The sequence below is a fragment of the Micromonospora sp. WMMD998 genome (genome assembly GCF_029581235.1).
Classification (GTDB): domain Bacteria; phylum Actinomycetota; class Actinomycetes; order Mycobacteriales; family Micromonosporaceae; genus Micromonospora.
The window spans coordinates 807,350-822,768 of record NZ_CP120740.1 but is presented as its reverse complement, the minus strand read 5'-3'; the positions used below and the strand labels follow the sequence as shown (position 1 = coordinate 822,768).

Here is a 15,419-nt window from a genome sequence, read left to right as displayed (position 1 = left end):
ATCGCACCTGTGCAAACTGTGGAGAACTTGCGTCTGCGCAGCTCAGACACGTTATCTACAGGTGGCTTAGCTGTGGAGAACCCGGGGTACAACTCGCGTCCCGATCCACAGCCGTCGCCAGCCGCCGGGTTATCCACCGTTGTCCACCGGTTGTCCACCGGTAATCCACCGGTTTTCTCCCCAGCTCTGTGGACGACGCGGACGACGCCGGCCGTCGTCATCCCCAGAACCTTCAACAGGTGGTCCACAGGAGGATCGCCATCGGTGGACAACGCGGCGGTTGTCCCCAGGCGTCCACAGGCTCGTCCCCAGGACTTGTCCACAGTCTGTGGGTAACCGGCCATATGCAGAGGGTCGTTATCCACCGCCTGTGACACAGGGGGTGTGGACAACCGGTAGGGCCTGTGGACGGGCATGACACCGATCCTGGAGCCTCGACCGGGTCGAGGGTCAACCGGCGACGTCCGCGGCGGTCGATCGGCGCGGGCCGGGCACCCGGCGCCGGCCACGAAGAAGCCCGGTCGGAAATCCGACCGGGCTGTCGTGACGGGGTACGAGACGCGCGTCTCAGGTGTTCTGCTTGATCCGGTTCGTCAGCTCGGCGATCTGGTTGTAGAGCGAGCGCCGCTCCGCCATCTGCTGACGGATCTTGCGATCGGCGTGCATCACCGTGGTGTGGTCGCGCCCGCCGAACGCCTGACCGATCCGGGGCAGCGACAGGTCGGTCAGCTCGCGGCACAGGTACATCGCCACCTGGCGGGCGTTGACAAGCACCCGGGACCGGGAGTGGCCGCGCAGGTCCTCCAGGCTCACCCCGAAGTATTCAGAGGTGGACGCCATGATCTGGTCGGCGTTGATCTCCGGCCCGGCGCCGTCGGGCATGAAGTCCCGCAGCACCTCCTCGGCCAGTGACAACTCGACCGAGGAACGGGTGAGGCTGGCGAACGCGGTGACCCGGATCAGCGCGCCCTCCAGCTCCCGGATCGAGTTCGACACCCGGGAGGCGATGAACTCCAGCACGTCCGGCGGCGCGTACATCCGCTCCTGCGCCGCCTTCTTCTGCAGGATCGCGATCCGGGTCTCCAGGTCCGGCGGCTGGATGTCGGCCAGCAGCCCCCACTCGAACCGGGTCCGCATCCGGTCTTCGAGCGTGGCGAGCTGCCGCGGCGACCGGTCGGAGGTGATCACGATCTGCTTGTTGGCGTTGTGCAGCGTGTTGAACGTGTGGAAGAACTCCTCCTGGGTCCGCTCCCGGTTCTCCAGGAACTGGATGTCGTCGATCAGGAGGATGTCCACGTCCCGGTAGCGGCGCTGGAACGCGCTGGTCTTGTCGTCCCGCAACGAGTTGATGAAGTCGTTGGTGAACTCCTCGGTCGAGACGTACCGGACCGAGCGGGCGTTACCGAGGGTGGTGGCGTAGTGCCCGATGGCGTGCAGCAGGTGGGTCTTGCCCAGCCCGGAGTGACCGTAGATGAACAGCGGGTTGTACGCCTTGGCCGGCGACTCCGCCACCGCCACGCTCGCCGCGTGGGCGAACCGGTTGGACGAGCCGATGACGAACGTCTCGAACATGTACTTCGGGTTGAGGCGGTTGCCGCCGGTCTCCGCCCCGCCGGGCAGCCGGCGGTCGGCCTGGCCACCCGGGCGGTGGAGGTCGGGACCACCCCGGCCGGGCCCGTTGTCGGTGGCGCCGTCGCGTGGCAGGCCGCGCAGCGGCGTGGAGTCGGCCGGACCCGGGGCCTCCCGGTAGCGCGGCTCGTATCCGATCGGGTCGGCGGACGGCTCGGCCCCGGGACGGTCGTCGAAGGAACGGCGCTCGGGGGCGCGCATCGGCTCGGCGAACGCGGCGCCGAAGAGCGTGTCCTGACCGTCCCGCGCATCCCGACCGGCGGGGATCAACTGCGTCCGGCTGCCGTCCGCGTTCCGCTGCCGAGGCGGGTGCTCCTCCGCCGGAGGGTCCGGCCGCGGCTCGGCGTACCCGGGGTTCGGGCGGGGCGCGGGGAAGGTCGGCTGCGCCGGCGGTGGGCCGAGCCGGTCGAACCCGGGGAGCGGATCCGCCGGGCCGTCCGGCTCGGGGAGCGGATCCGGGTTGCTGCGGTAGACCGTGCCGGCCGGGCGTCCGCCCGGATCCTCGGCGACCCGCACGGTGACGGCCACCTGGATCGGTCGGCCGAGCCGGCGGCTCAACGCCTCGGTGATGGCCGGGCGGAGCCGGGACTCGATCACGTCCCGGGTGAAGGCGTCCGGTACGGAGAGCAGCGCGGTGTCCTCGACGATCGCCCGCAACCGGGTGAGCCGGAGGTAGGCCCGCTGTTGCGCGGAGATGATCTCGTCGGCGAGTTCCTCGGTGGCCGCCGCCCACACCGCGGCAAGGTCTGTCTCTCCGGTCACGTCGTGCCACCCCCTCGCCTGATCCTCACGCCCGCCCGGACGGCTGACCGGTCGTCATCCACAAGTTATCCACAGCCTGTGTGTACGGACCGATTGTGGCCGCCCACCGGACGTGGGTCGGACCTGCCCCCTGATTCGCGGAGGCGCTGAAGCGGGTTCACCGTGCCGAACGATTCAACAGCTTGTCCGGTCTTGCCGGTCGGCGACAAACCTGGAGCACCGACACCGACCGCAATCGCGCACGCTAACAGCGGGGACCCCGCGCCATCAACCGCCGACACCCTCCGGGTGTCCGCCACATCAGCGGAAACACCCCTCCGGGAGCCGCTGCGGCGCAGGTCGGGGGCGGGAACGCGAGGTTTGACGGCCATTGTGCCGCTGCGTAGGCTGGAGCGGATGCTCTCTCGCCCTCTGCTAGGGTGATGGATGCTCGCTGCCTCGTGACCACCTCCCCGCACCGCCGGGGGCCGGGTCGCACGGGCGGCGTCGATCAGCGGTCACCATCGAGGTGATCTGGACCAGCACAGGACCCCGGGCGATCCGCCGCGCGGGGCGTACGACAACGGAGAGCCTGACGTGAGCAAGCGCACCTACCAGCCGAACAACCGCCGGCGCGCGAAGACCCACGGCTTCCGGCTGCGCATGCGCACCCGTGCCGGCCGCGCCATCCTTTCGACCCGTCGCGCCAAGGGCCGCACCCGCCTGGCGGCCTGAGGCCGTCCGGTCCGGTACGGGGACGTGAGCTGTCGTGCTGGCCGCCGCACAGCGACTGCGGCGCAGTAGCGACTTCGCCGCAGCGGTTCGCGGTGGCCGGCGCGTCGGCCGCGGTGCCGTCGTGGTCCACCTGACACTCCCCGAGCCGGCCACCGCCGGAACGACCTCGCCGGAGCCGGCGCGGAACAGCGGCGCGGAAACACCCGCGCCGAGCCGCGCCGGCTTCGTCGTCTCCAAGGCCGTCGGAGGCGCGGTGGTCCGCAACAAGGTCCGCCGCCGGCTCCGGCACCTGGTCCGGGAGCGTCTGACCGACCTGCCCACCGGCGCCACCCTGGTCGTACGCGCCCTGCCCCCGGCCGCCGACGCGACGTACGCGCGGCTCGGGGCCGACCTGGACGCCGCCCTCGCCGCCGCGCGGGCGCCCCGGGGACGTCGGTCGCGATGAGCGGGGGGACCTCGACTCCGGCGCCGACTACCGGTGCCCGCATGCTGCTGGCGCCCATCATCGCGTACCGTCGGTGGATAAGTCCGGCGTTGCCGGCCCGCTGCCGGTTCTACCCGTCGTGCAGTGCCTACGCCGTGGAGGCGGTGTCCCGGCACGGCGCGTTGCGGGGAGCCTGGCTGACGGTCCGGCGGCTGTCGCGCTGCCACCCCTTTCACCCAGGTGGTCACGACCCGGTGCCGGAGCCGGGCGATCGCCGCCGTGCCGACGTGACTGGAGCCTGAGAATTGAGTCTCGACTGGATCTACTACGCGATCTCGTGGATCCTGCTGACCTGGCACTCGGCCTGGGACGCCATCGGGGTGCCGGTCGGCGCGGTCATCGGCACGAACTGGGCCTGGATCCTCGCCATCATCTTCCTGGTGGTGACGGTCCGGGTGATCCTGTTCCCGGTCTTCGTCAAGCAGATCAAGTCGCAGCGTGCCATGCAGGCGCTCCAGCCGAAGGTCAAGGAGCTCCAGGAGAAGCACAAGGGTGACCGGGAGACGCTCCAGAAGGAGATGATGGAGCTCTACCGGAAGGAAAAGGCCAACCCCCTGATGGGCTGCCTTCCGATGTTCCTCCAGATCCCCGTCTTCCTGGGCCTGTTCCACACGCTCAAGCGGCTCAACCCGGAAAACCAGGGCAAGACGCTCTACGGCTGGACCGTCGACCAGTTCAACAGCGCCTCCAGCGCGAAGCTCTTCACCGCCCCGATCTCCGGCCGGTTCGGCTCCACCGCCGCCGACCTGGCGCCGCTGGGCGCGAACACCAACACGGTCAAGCTGATCGCCGGCGTCCTGGTGCTCATCATGATCGCCACGACCTACCTGACGAGCCGTCAGATGATCCTCAAGACCGGCTGGGCCGAGGACCCGCAGCAGCGCATGGTGCAGCGCCTGATGCTCTACGGCATCCCGGTCTCGCTGCTGGTCTCGGGTTCGATCTTCCCGATCGGTGTGATCATCTACTGGGTCACCAACAACCTCTTCACGCTCGGCCAGCAGCAGTGGGTGCTGCGGAAGTTCCCGCCGCTGGTGCCGCCGAAGAAGAACACCACCACCGGCGGCAAGAGCCCGGCGCAGCCCGCCAAGACCGGTGGCCTGCTCGGCCGCAAGACCGCACAGCCGGCGGCGAAGGCCCCGGCCGCCGCGCCGAAGGTGGCCGGTCCGAAGCCCGGCGCCAAGCCGGTCAACCCGAAGAAGAGTGGTGGGCGCCCCGCCAAGCGACAGGGCTGAACACCTCCCGGGCCACCGCCGCGAACGGCGGTGGCCCGTCCGGTCCCGAGCTGCGACCCAGAGTCGGCGCCGGGCCGGAACCGCCGCGCACCGCGCGGTCACGGGCGGAACCGCCCGAAGGACGTGCCCGAGGGGCATCCGGCGAACGTCCCGCCGGCCCTCGGGAGACCAGCGGACCCTCGACGGTCCGGCCGAGCGAGTACGGAGATGAGACCGTGACCGACACCAGCATCCCCAGCGCTGACCAGCCCGTGGACGAGGAGACCGTCGAGGCGACCTCCACCGGGACCGAGGAGGACGCGGCCGAGACCCGGCAGAAGAAGACCCCCGCCGACAGCGACCTGTTCCGGCAGAGCGAGATCGCCGCCGACTACGTCGAGGGTCTGCTGGACATCCTCGACTACGACGGCGACATCGACGAGCTGGTCTCCGGCGGCCGGCCGGTCGTCGAAGTGGTCGGCGGTCGCCTCCAGAGCCTGGTCGGCCAGCGCGGCGCCACCCTGGAGGCGCTCCAGGAGCTGACCCGCCTCGCGGTGTTCCGGCAGACCGGCACGCCGAGCCGCCTGCTGCTCGACGTCGGCGGTTACCGGGCCGCCCGGCGCAAGGAGCTGGCCGCGGTCGCCAAGAACGCGGTCGAGAAGGTCAAGGAACACGGCGAGGCGGTACGCCTGGAGCCGATGTCCGCGTTCGAGCGCAAGTGCGTGCACGACGTGGTCAACGCGATGAGCGGCGTGGAGAGCGAGTCCGAGGGCGTGGAGCCGAACCGTCGCATCGTCGTCCGGCCGGTGGACTGAGGTCAGTGGTCTCCGACGACACGACGGCGGACGCCGTGGCCGGCCCGGGTGGTACGCCGCCCGGGCCGTCGGCTGTACGGCCCGACGCGACCCCCGAACCGATCTTCTCCGACGAGGGTTCCCCGGACGGTACGCCGTATCCGGCCGGGACCCCGGCCGACCCCGACTTCTCCGGCGAACCGGCGGAGGTGCCCGGATCGGAGCCCACCGGGGCCGCCGTGGTGGCACCGGCGTTCTCCGCCGAACCACCGGCGGTGGCGGAACCCGCCGGACCGGAGACACCCGCGGGTGCGGTCGACCCGTTCTTCGCCGAGCCGGACGCCGTGACCGAGCCGTCCTTCGCCGGACCGGAGGCGGTCGCCGAGGTGTCCACGATGGATGGTGTGTCCACCGCCTCCGGTCCGGTCGACCCGGCTGCCGCGTCCCTGCCGCCCGAGCTGGCGGAGGCCGCCCGCGCCCTGTTCGGCGACCGGATCGACCTCGCCGCCGCGTACGCCGAACTGCTGGCCACGGAGGGTGTGCTCCGGGGCCTGATCGGGCCCCGCGAGACGCCCCGGCTATGGGACCGGCACCTGCTCAACTGCGCGGTGATGGCGGAGCGTATCCCGGAGGGGGCCAGCGTGATCGACGTCGGCTCCGGGGCCGGGCTGCCCGGCCTGGTGCTGGCGATCGCCCGTCCCGATCTCACCGTGACGCTCGTCGAACCGCTCGCCCGACGGGTCTCCTTCCTGGTCGAAGCGGTGCAACAGCTCGGGCTGACCCGCACCGTCCGGGTGTTCCGCGGGCGGGCGGATGAAGCCGCAGCCGGCTCGCGGGACCGCGAGCCGCTGTCCGCCGACGTCGTCACTGCGCGCGCCGTGGCCGCGCTGGACCGGCTCGCCGCCTGGTGCCTGCCGCTGACGGTGCCCGGCGGTCGGTTGGTGGCGCTCAAGGGCGCTTCCGCGGCCGAGGAGATGACCGAGCACGCCGAGGCGGTGCTCCGGCTCGGCGGTGGGGAGCCCGAGCTGCACCGCTGCGGCGTCGGGGTGATCGAGCCCGCCGCGACGGTGATCGAGGTGGTGCGGGAGCGGGTGGTCAACCCACGCAAGCCGAAGAAGCCCAAGCGTTCGCGTGGCGGTCGCAACCGTGGTGGCCGCAACCGGGACCGCTGATCGGGTCACGCCGCCCGGAGGCCCGTCCGGTCGTTGGACCGGTAGGACGTGACCGGATCGATCACAACCCGACATGGACCCGCCGCGCCCGTCGGCCGTAGGCTGACCGCGCGTCGATAGTGTGGAGCGGCGGTGCCGGGCGGCACCCGACCCGATCGTTCCCGCCGGGCCGATGACACCGCGCACCGCGCGGAGGCCGATTGACGGGTGCGGACCGACCATCCGGAGCGGGTAGGGATGACAGGTGCATGACGACGGCAGGTACGACGATCCACGGCTGACCGGAGCCGACGGGCGTTCACCCGACGATTCCGTTTCACGTGAAACCAGCTACCAGGAGTGGGCGGTGAATCATCCCCGTGACGAGTCCTCGCGCCGCCCCACCGAGCCGGCCCGCCGGCCGGAGGTCCTACCGGCGGGCGCTGTGCGGCCAACCTCGTCCGTGCCGGCGAACGTGCCGCCGGCCCGCGAGCCGCACGACCCGAGCGACGGTCCGGTGAACGCCCCCACTCCCCGGCCGGCGGCGGTCCGCGCGAACGTCGCCGTCCCCGCTCGTTACGAACCGCAGCCGCCGATCTCCGCCGTACCGCACCAGGCCGCCCCGGACGCCGCCGAGACGACGGCGCCGCCGTCCGACACGCCACCGACCGGCGGGTACGCCGACGAGAACCCGGCCAGCACGTACGTTTCACGTGAAACCCCGACGCGCGAAGAGGATGACCCACCGTTGGCTATGGAGGCGATGCGCGCCGTGCAGATCCTGAATCCCAGTGGCGAGGTTTCCATGCCCCGCCCCGACCGGACCCGGGTGATGTGCGTCGCCAACCAGAAGGGTGGCGTGGGCAAGACCACCACCACCGTCAACCTGGCGGTGGCGCTCGCGCTGCACGGCAACCGCGTGCTCGTGGTCGACCTCGACCCGCAGGGCAACGCGTCCACGGGTCTGAACGTGCCGCACCACACCGGCGTGCCGGACGTCTACGACTGCCTGATCGACAGCGTGCCACTCGAAGAGGTGGCCCAGACGGTCGAGGGCATCCCCAACCTGTGGTGTGTGCCGGCGACCATAGATCTGGCCGGCGCCGAGATCGAGTTGGTCTCGGTGGTCGCCCGGGAGTCGCGCCTGTCGCGCGCCATCGAGGCGTACCCGGGCCACTTCGACTACGTCTTCATCGACTGCCCGCCCTCGCTCGGCCTGCTGACCGTCAACGCGCTCGTGGCCGCGCAGGAGGTGCTGATCCCCATCCAGTGCGAGTACTACGCGCTTGAGGGCCTCAACCAGTTGATAAACAACATCAACCTGGTGCGCCAGCACCTGAACCCGAAGCTCGAGGTGTCCACCATCCTGCTGACCATGTACGACAGGCGCACCCGGCTGGCCGACGCGGTGGAGCAGGACGTCCGGAACCACTTCGGTGACAAGGTGCTCCAGGCCGTCATCCCCCGCAACGTGCGGGTCTCCGAGGCGCCCAGCTACGGCCAGTCGGTGATGACCTACGATCCCGGTTCGCGGGGTGCCACGAGCTACTTCGAGGCCGCCCAGGAGATCGCTGAGCGAGGGGTCAAGGAGCCGGTGAGCCGGAATGCGTAGCGCGGAGAAGTCGCTGGGAGGCGTCGCATGAAGAACCGTCCCCGGGGCGGTCTGGGCCGAGGGCTCGGCGCCCTCATTCCCACCGGGCCGGCACCGGGCACCGACCCGGCGGCCGGCGAGACGGAGACCACCCGTACGGCCGTCCCGCCTCCGGCGGTCGCCGGCGCGACCGCCGCCGTGACCGGTGCGGTCGGAGGCGGCGGGACCGCGCCGGCCGCCGAGCCCGAGCCCGAGCCCGGGTACGAGCTGAGCCCGGTGCCCGGCGCCCGCTTCGCCGAGATCCCGGTCGACGCCATCGTGCCGAACCCGAAGCAGCCCCGGCACGTCTTCGACGAAGAGGCGCTGGAGGAGCTGAAGACCTCGATCCAGGAGGTCGGCTTCCTCCAACCGATCGTCGTCCGGCAGCTCGACGGTGAGAAGTACGAACTCGTCATGGGTGAGCGGCGGTGGCGCGCCGCCCAGGCGGTCGGCCGGGAGAACATCCCCGCCATCGTCCGGGACACCAAGGACGACGCGATGCTCCGGGACGCGCTGCTGGAGAACATCCACCGCGCCAACCTGAACCCGCTCGAAGAGGCGGCGGCCTACCAACAACTCCTGGAGGAGTTCGGGGCCACACACGAGGAGCTGGCGCGGCGGATCGGCCGCAGCCGTCCGCAGATCTCCAACACGATCCGGCTGATGAACCTCCCCGGGGCGGTGCAGCGCCGGGTGGCAGCCGGAGTGCTCTCCGCCGGTCACGCCCGAGCCCTGCTCAGCCTCGACGACTCCGAGTCGCAGGAGAAGCTCGCCACGCGCATCGTCGCCGAGGGCATCTCCGTACGCGGCACCGAGGAATTGGTGGCTCTGGCGCTCGCTGAGGGGCCCGCAAAGGCACCCGCCGCCAAGCGTCGGACCAAGGCCCACGCTCCGGCACTCTCCGATCTCGCCGACCGGCTCTCCGACCGGTTCGACACCCGGGTGAAGGTCGACATCGGCCGCAGCAAGGGGAAGATCACGATCGAGTTCGCCACCGTCGACGACCTGGAGCGGATCGTCGGCATCATCGGAGTGGGCCAGGAGGACCAGCCCGAGGGCTGACTTCCCGCGCCGCCCGTCCCGGCCGCACCACCCGCAAGGGGGTGCGGCCGGTGCCGTTCCGGGCCGCAGTCGGCCCTCCGGGTCCGGTGCTGTGGGTTGGCCGATCGACCACCCTCCGGCGTAGCGAGTGCCGTTTCACGTGAAACGGAGCTGGTGAGGTTCATCCTCTCCTGCCTCGGGCGTTCCTGATGCAGCTCGCGAGGAATCCGGCTCATCGGCGATCGCCGCCCGATCCGTGGCCGGTACCGCCGCGCCTTCGTTCGCCCCGCGCCTTCGTTCGCCCCGCGCCTTCGCGCGCCCCGCGCCTTCGTCACCTGCCTCGGGCCTGCCCGCCTTGCCTCCTGGCCTCGCGCTCGTTCCGCCTCGGGTCTCCCCGCCTTGCGCCGCCCCGCCTTGCGCCGCCCTGCCTCGTGCCGTTCGGTCTCGCGCCGTTCGGTCTCGCGCCGAGCCAGCCCGAAGTCGAGCTGAGTCGCCTACGAGCCGAGTCGATCGCGTCGCGCCGGGTCTCGCCGCTCCCGGTCGAGCCGCGGCGTTGCGTCCGGTCGCACCGGCACCGCCACCGCGTTGCGCGTCGACTCCAGCTCGACAGGGCCGGACGCGCCCAAGTAGTAAGGCACCCACGGCGTTCCACCTGTGGCCTGACACGACCCGACTGGAACGACATGGGTGTCTGCGGCACCCTCGACACACCCCTGACGTTCCACCCGTGGCCCCCATCGGGCACGACTGGAACGACACGGGTGTCTGCAGCGTCTGCCGCCGCCTGAGCCGGATCGCGGGGTCGGCCAGGTGGCGAAGGCACGAAGTGGGAGTCGGGGCGGAAGCCTTCGGGTGGGCCGGGACCCGCAGTCGCCACTTCTGGCGGCGCGCCGTCGCCGGCGACTTCGCGCACCGTCAATGGTGCGGGCCGGGCCGTCTTCGGTCGGTACGACGGGGATGCGGTCTGGGTGCCGCTGTTGTTGCTGGGGCGACGGCAGGTGCACCCAAAGGGGCGTGGACAGGCGGCGGCTGTGGAGTAGGTGGTGCCGGGGTCTCGTGAGGCTGGCGAAGCCCGGTCCTGTGAAGGCGTGCGGGATGCGTCCAGCCGTCGCAGCCGCTGCACCTGCTTGCCCAGCCGGCCCGCCTCGCCGAGCCACATCAGTTGGTCGTCGGCGTCGTGCCGCCCGGCCCCTGCTTGTGACCGGCGAGCGGGTGGCGGGTAGAGCCGCCCGAGGCGAGTACGCAGAAAGCGGCCCCTCGGAACGGAGACGTCCGCCTCGTGATCCACATCAGGTCGAGATGTGACTGCACTCGACCGCGGAATGCGGCCACTTCGGCGTGAGTGGATCAGGGCGGTCAACTCTTCCACAGGTCGTCCGTTGAGCGAGCGGGACACGGACGTGAACGCTTCCTCGTGCCGCCATGCGTTTCACGTGAAACAAGGTCGGACCGACCCGGCGCGTATCCGGTGCTTTGGTCGTTGGACAGAAGAGACGAGCACGGAACCCCGGGAAGTTATCCACAGCGGTTGTCCACAGGGTCGCACCGTTTCACGTGAAACACCGCGCGGAAACCCTTGCTGAGCTGTGGATGACGCGCTGTGCTGGTGATCTCGGCGCCCTGTGGACAACTCGGTGGACAACCGCTGTGGATTGTCAGCCCCGAGTTCGATCCGCGACGGGCGCGGGTAGGGACAGGCGTCGCCAACTCGGTTAGGGTCAGCGTCGTGCAGGACACCCCTCCCTCAGTCCCGGACTTCACCCAGTGGCCCTCCTTCCCGTTCGAGGGCGATATCCGCGTCAAGCAACTCGACGACCCCGTACCTTTCGAACCTCCCCGTCGGGGCGAGGCGGACCGGGAGTGCACCGCCTGCCATGCGCCCGACGAGGCGTACATCTGGGTCGGTGAGCGCTGGCGGGTCCGCACCATGGACCGGCCCACCGGGCTGCCGATGGTCCTGATCCTGGAGTCCCGCTCCCACCTCGACCTCGGCGACCTGCCGAATCTGCTGGCCGCCGAGCTGGGCGTGATGACGGTCCGCCTGGAGCGGGCGATCCGCTCGCTGGACGGCGTGGCCCGCGTGCACGTCAACCGGTGGGGCGACGGCTCCGCGCACCTGCACATGTGGTTCCTGGCCCGGCCGTACGGGCGGCTGCAACTACGGGGCACGTTCCTGTCGCTGTGGGACTCGATCCTGCCGCCGATCTCCGAGGAGCAGTGGCGGGAGAACCTCGCCATGGTGGCCGCGTGGCTCGCCGAGTTCGGTGGCCGCCCGCTCGCCGAACCGCCGCGCATCCAGTGGCAGGCGCCGTCGAGTCTCTCCTCGCCGTCGTCAGAGGGCGCGGCCGAGGAGGCCGAGGAGGAAGCCGCCTCGGTGATCGAGGCAGCGGACGAGATTCCGGAATCCGATCCGGCCGAGACGGTGGACACGGCAGCGGGCGGGGAGAGCGGGTCGATGAGCGACGCCGGCCGCGATCGCGCGGAGGGCGACGCCGAGGGCGCCGACGGAGAGGATCTCCCGGATCCGGACGACCATGGCGGCCCCGCGCGAGACGCCGAGCCGGCGGCCCGAGACGCGGCGGACGCGGACACGAGCGCGGCGGAAACGAGCGCGGATCGCGCCACCGGCGAGGACGACGGGACGACACCGACACCCAACACCGTCGGGCGCACCACGGCGTCCGGGCCGGGCGGGGCCGGCTGAGGACGGGCGGGGCCGGCTGAGTCAGGCCGAGCGGCGGGCGGCGGCCCGGTTCACCAACGTGCCGAGTACCCGGCCGAAGTCGAGCCCGGCCGCCTGGATGGAGAGCGGCAGCAGCGAGGTCTCGGTCATCCCGGGAGAGACGTTCACCTCCAGCACGTGCGGCCTGCCCTCCGCGTCGACGATCAGGTCGACGCGGGACACGTCGCGCAGGCCGAGCGCGGTGTGTGCGGCGAGCGCCACCTCGGTCACCCGCGCGGTGGTCGAGTCGTCGAGCCGCGCGGGCGCGTGCCAGGTGGTGCGGCCGGCCGTGTAGCGGGCGGCGTAGTCGTAGACGCCGTTGCGGGGCACGATCTCGACCGGGGGCAGGGCCTGGGGGCCCTCGCCCAGGTCGAGCACGGAGACCGCCACGTCCATCCCGGGCACGTAGCGTTCCACAAGCGCCGTCTGGTCGTACGCGAAACAACCGACCATGGCGGCCGGCAGTGACGCGGCCTCCCGGACCACGGCGGCGCCCAGGCCGGACCCGCCCTGCGCGGGCTTGACCATCAGTGGCAGGCCGAGGCGGTCGACGATCCGGTCCAGGACGGCGACCGCGCCCAGCTCGGAGAAGCGGTCGTGCGGCAGGGCCACCCAGTCGGGTGTGGGGATGCCGGCCTCGCGCAGCACGGCCTTGGCCGACGGCTTGTCCCAGGCGAGCCGGGAGGAGCGGGCGTCGCAGCCGACGTAGGGCACGTCGCAGAGGTCGAGCACGCCCCGCAGCGAGCCGTCCTCGCCGGTGGCGCCGTGCAGGGCGATCACCACCGCGTCCGGTGGGTCGGCGGTCAGCGCGGGCAGCAGCGCGATGTCGGCGTCGCGCAGCTCCGCCTCCACGCCCACCGCGCGCAGCGCGTCGAGTACGCGGCGACCGGAGCGGAGCGACACGTCCCGCTCGTAGGAGAGACCGCCGGCGAGTACCAGCACGTGCAGCTCGTCGGCGGCGGGATCGGTCACGGGTGTGGCAGGGCTGACGGCCATGCGGGCATCATGCCAAGTCGGGGCCGGGCGCGTCGGAGCCGCCCTGGCGCCGGCGCGGTCCGGTGCCGGCGACCGCCCCGAAGACCTTCCGCATGGCGATCTCCTGCTCCATCACCCCGGACAGCCGGCGGACGCCCTCCCGGATCCGCTCGGGCGGCGGGAAGGAGAAGTTGAGCCGCATGTTGCCGGTGCCCGTCCCGTCGGCGTAGAAGCCGGTGCCCGGCACGTACGCGACCCGGGCGGCGATGGCTCGCGGCATCATCGCCTTGGCGTCGAGCCCGTCGGGCAGGGTCGCCCAGACGAAGAGGCCGCCGTCGGGCGTGGTCCAGGTGGTGCCGGACGGCATCAGGTCGGCCATCGCGCCGAGCAGCGCGTCCCGGCGTTCGCGGTAGACCTCCCGGTAGGTCTTGAGCTGCTCACGCCAGGGCATGGTGCCCAGATAGGTGGAGACGGCGGCCTGCGCGAAGCCGCTCGGGCAGAGGATCTGCGCCTCGCTGGCGATGACCAGCTTGTCGCGGACCGCGTGCGGGGCGAGGATCCAGCCGACCCGCAGGCCCGGGGCGAAGGTCTTGGAGAACGTGCCCAGGTAGAAGACGCCGTCGCGCCGTCGGGCCCGCAGCGGCACGGGCGCCTCGCCGGAGAAACCGAGCTGACCGTACGGGTCGTCCTCCACCACGAGCAGGCCGGCGCGCTCGCAGATGTCGAGCACCCGTTCCCGCCGCTCCTCGCTCAACGTCACGCCGGTGGGGTTCTGGTAGGTCGGGATCGTGTAGAGGAACTTCACCCGCCGGCCGGCGCGCGCCAGGTCGGCGATGGCCACCTCCAGCGCCTCCGGGATGAGGCCGTCGTCGTCCATCGGCACGTGCGCCACCTGCGCCTGGGCGGCCTGGAACACCCCGAGCGCACCGACGTACGTCGGGCCCTCGGCGAGCACCACGTCGCCCGGGTCGAGGAAGAGCCGGGCCACCAGGTCGAGCGCCTGCTGGCCACCGACGGTCACCACCACGTCCTCCGGGGAGGCGCCGCAGGAGGCGTCGATCCCGGACAGCGACATCACCTCGCAGATCCGCTCGCGCAGCTCCGGGGTGCCCTGGCCGATGCCGTACTGGAGGGTGGTGGTGCCGTGCTCGGCGCCGAGCCGGCCGAGCATCTCGCCCACCGCGTCGAGCGGCAGCGCGGCGATGTAGGGGGCTCCGCCGGCGAGCGAGACGACCTCCGGCCGGCTGGCGACGGCGAACAGGGCCCGGATCTCGGAGGCGGTCATCCCGCGGACACGCCGGGCGTACCGGTCGGTGTAGTCGTCGAGCGTCGTGCCGGTCATGACATCACCTCGATCGGGTGTCGGCGGAGCTGCCGCCCGGTGTGGTACCCGCGATGCCGGCGTCCAATGGCGGCGCGCGGCCGATTGGTCGATCGTAGTCGCAGGTGACCGGCACGGAACCCGCCATCCGGACACGTCCACATCCCGGACCTCCGTCCGCCGGTGGCGTGGGCGTCCGCGCGTTCCACTCCCGCGCCGCCGGGCGGGGGCGTACGATCGCTCGTCGGGAGCACGAGGGCGGCGGGGCACCGCGGTGGCCGGCGCTCCGAGACTGTTGGGTGGGGTGCGCTCATGTCGCGACGTCTGGTCAGCCTGACCCTGGACACCCTGGAGGACCTTCCCCGATCCTGTCGGCGGTGCGTCTACTGGGAACTGGATCCGGTTTCCGCCGAGCGGGCCTGCGCGGCCGGCGACCCGGGGCTGGAGAAGGAAGCCTGGGTCTCCCAGACACTGCTGGAGTGGGGTTCCTGCGGCAAGCTGATCTACGTCGACGGGATGCCTGCCGGTTTCGTCATGTACGCGCCGCCGGCGTACGTGCCGCGTTCGATGGCCTTTCCCACGTCGCCGGTCTCGGCGGACGCGGCGCTGCTGATGACGGCGCACGTGGTGCCCGCCTTCGCCGACGGCGGCCTGGGCCGGATGCTGGTGCAGGGCGTGGCCCGGGACCTCACCAAGCGCGGCATCAAGGCGATCGAGGCGTTCGGCGACGCCAAGTTCGGCGACGACGGGGAGGGGCCGGCCCGGGCCTGCGTCGCGCCGGCTGACTTCTTCCTGTCGGTGGGCTTCAAGACCGTCCGCCCGCATTCGCGTTACCCGCGCCTGCGGCTGGAGTTGCGTACCGCGTTGAGCTGGAAGTCCGACGTGGAATACGCGCTGGAGAAGCTCCTCGGCTCGATGAGCCCGGAAACGCTGCTGCGACCGGTCCGGCCGGCGCCCGCCACCCGCTCGATGAGCTGACCGG

Annotated in this window: 13 protein-coding genes; 10 read left to right on the top strand and 3 right to left on the bottom strand. The window is 71.6% G+C overall.

Annotated elements, in window-relative coordinates; genetic code table 11:
- Positions 1 to 567 precede the first annotated feature (567 nt).
- Positions 568 to 2,391 carry a chromosomal replication initiator protein DnaA gene (gene dnaA, locus O7619_RS03785; protein ID WP_282285699.1) on the bottom strand — a complete coding sequence of 608 codons (1,824 nt, stop codon included), beginning with the start codon at positions 2,389 to 2,391 and terminating at the stop codon, positions 568 to 570.
- Between the two features lie 576 nt (positions 2,392 to 2,967).
- On the opposite strand from dnaA, the gene rpmH reads away from it, so the two are divergent.
- From rpmH to O7619_RS03740, 9 genes are all read left to right on the top strand, one after another.
- Positions 2,968 to 3,105, top strand: a complete 138-nt coding sequence (gene rpmH, locus O7619_RS03780; RefSeq protein ID WP_091061882.1) for a 50S ribosomal protein L34 — start codon at positions 2,968 to 2,970, stop codon at positions 3,103 to 3,105.
- Between the two features lie 34 nt (positions 3,106 to 3,139).
- Complete coding sequence (rnpA, locus tag O7619_RS03775; RefSeq protein WP_282285698.1) at positions 3,140 to 3,550, top strand: ribonuclease P protein component; 411 nt, start codon at positions 3,140 to 3,142, stop codon at positions 3,548 to 3,550.
- A gap of 41 nt (positions 3,551 to 3,591) precedes the next feature.
- Positions 3,592 to 3,831, top strand: coding sequence for a membrane protein insertion efficiency factor YidD (gene yidD / locus O7619_RS03770; protein WP_091567651.1), 240 nt, complete (start codon positions 3,592 to 3,594; stop codon positions 3,829 to 3,831).
- A gap of 3 nt (positions 3,832 to 3,834) precedes the next feature.
- On the top strand, positions 3,835 to 4,824 hold the full coding sequence (gene yidC, locus O7619_RS03765) for a membrane protein insertase YidC (protein WP_282285696.1): 990 nt from the start codon (positions 3,835 to 3,837) through the stop codon (positions 4,822 to 4,824).
- 215 nt (positions 4,825 to 5,039) lie between these two features.
- Positions 5,040 to 5,618: a R3H domain-containing nucleic acid-binding protein gene (locus O7619_RS03760; RefSeq protein ID WP_282285694.1), complete on the top strand. Its 579-nt coding sequence runs from the start codon at positions 5,040 to 5,042 to the stop codon at positions 5,616 to 5,618.
- 374 nt (positions 5,619 to 5,992) lie between these two features.
- On the top strand, positions 5,993 to 6,769 hold the full coding sequence (rsmG, locus tag O7619_RS03755) for a 16S rRNA (guanine(527)-N(7))-methyltransferase RsmG (protein WP_282288658.1): 777 nt from the start codon (positions 5,993 to 5,995) through the stop codon (positions 6,767 to 6,769).
- A gap of 244 nt (positions 6,770 to 7,013) precedes the next feature.
- Positions 7,014 to 8,360 carry an AAA family ATPase gene (locus tag O7619_RS03750; protein ID WP_282285692.1) on the top strand — a complete coding sequence of 449 codons (1,347 nt, stop codon included), beginning with the start codon at positions 7,014 to 7,016 and terminating at the stop codon, positions 8,358 to 8,360.
- A gap of 27 nt (positions 8,361 to 8,387) precedes the next feature.
- Positions 8,388 to 9,440, top strand: coding sequence for a ParB/RepB/Spo0J family partition protein (locus O7619_RS03745; RefSeq protein WP_282285690.1), 1,053 nt, complete (start codon positions 8,388 to 8,390; stop codon positions 9,438 to 9,440).
- Between the two features lie 1,705 nt (positions 9,441 to 11,145).
- Positions 11,146 to 12,123, top strand: a complete 978-nt coding sequence (locus O7619_RS03740; protein ID WP_282285688.1) for a hypothetical protein — start codon at positions 11,146 to 11,148, stop codon at positions 12,121 to 12,123.
- A 21-nt stretch (positions 12,124 to 12,144) separates the two neighbouring features.
- Here O7619_RS03740 and O7619_RS03735 read toward each other — a convergent pair whose 3' ends face one another.
- Together O7619_RS03735 and O7619_RS03730 are read right to left on the bottom strand one after the other, a co-directional pair.
- The gene (locus O7619_RS03735; RefSeq protein WP_282285686.1) at positions 12,145 to 13,137 is read right to left on the bottom strand and encodes a D-alanine--D-alanine ligase; all 993 of its coding nucleotides are present in this window, start codon (positions 13,135 to 13,137) and stop codon (positions 12,145 to 12,147) included.
- Positions 13,138 to 13,144: 7 nt separating this feature from the next.
- Positions 13,145 to 14,458: a PLP-dependent aminotransferase family protein gene (locus O7619_RS03730; RefSeq protein ID WP_282285685.1), complete on the bottom strand. Its 1,314-nt coding sequence runs from the start codon at positions 14,456 to 14,458 to the stop codon at positions 13,145 to 13,147.
- A 291-nt stretch (positions 14,459 to 14,749) separates the two neighbouring features.
- Between O7619_RS03730 and O7619_RS03725 the strand changes: the two genes are divergently transcribed.
- Positions 14,750 to 15,415, top strand: a complete 666-nt coding sequence (locus O7619_RS03725) for a GNAT family N-acetyltransferase (protein ID WP_282285684.1) — start codon at positions 14,750 to 14,752, stop codon at positions 15,413 to 15,415.
- Positions 15,416 to 15,419: the final 4 nt, after the last annotated feature.